The organism is Streptomyces exfoliatus (genome assembly GCF_000725545.1).
GTDB lineage: Bacteria > Actinomycetota > Actinomycetes > Streptomycetales > Streptomycetaceae > Streptomyces > Streptomyces exfoliatus.
This window is the reverse complement of record NZ_JNZP01000107.1, coordinates 1-318: the sequence shown is the minus strand read 5'-3', so window position 1 is coordinate 318 and position 318 is coordinate 1. Positions and strand designations below refer to the sequence as shown.

Below are 318 nucleotides of genomic sequence, written 5' to 3'. Positions count from 1 at the left end.
CAACCCTCGGGCGGTCGATGTGCTCGCTGCCATGCCGCCTCGAAGTCATCAGGGCCGATCTCCATGGCCACGTACTGCGGATCACGAAGATCGAACGGCACGTTGAACGGCCAGTCCTCGACGCTCGTCCTGACCGCACCGCCGTCGTGACCGATCTCGACCATCCGCAACCGCCGTCCGTCCGGCCCGAGCTCCATCAGGAAGACCTCGCCGTCCTCGAACTCCGGCCAGCGCAAGTAGACGCGGTCCCGTCCCAGCAGGACGGCGAATCCGGGCTGACCGCGCTGGGCAGCCCTCTGCGCGCGGAAGCTGGACAGC

1 pseudogene is annotated in these 318 nt (G+C 67.9%); it reads right to left on the bottom strand.

Annotated elements, in window-relative coordinates:
* Window positions 1-236 (bottom strand): annotated as a pseudogene (locus IO20_RS0134315) (hypothetical protein); the annotation flags it as partial.
* Between the last annotated feature and the right edge of the window lie 82 nt (window positions 237-318).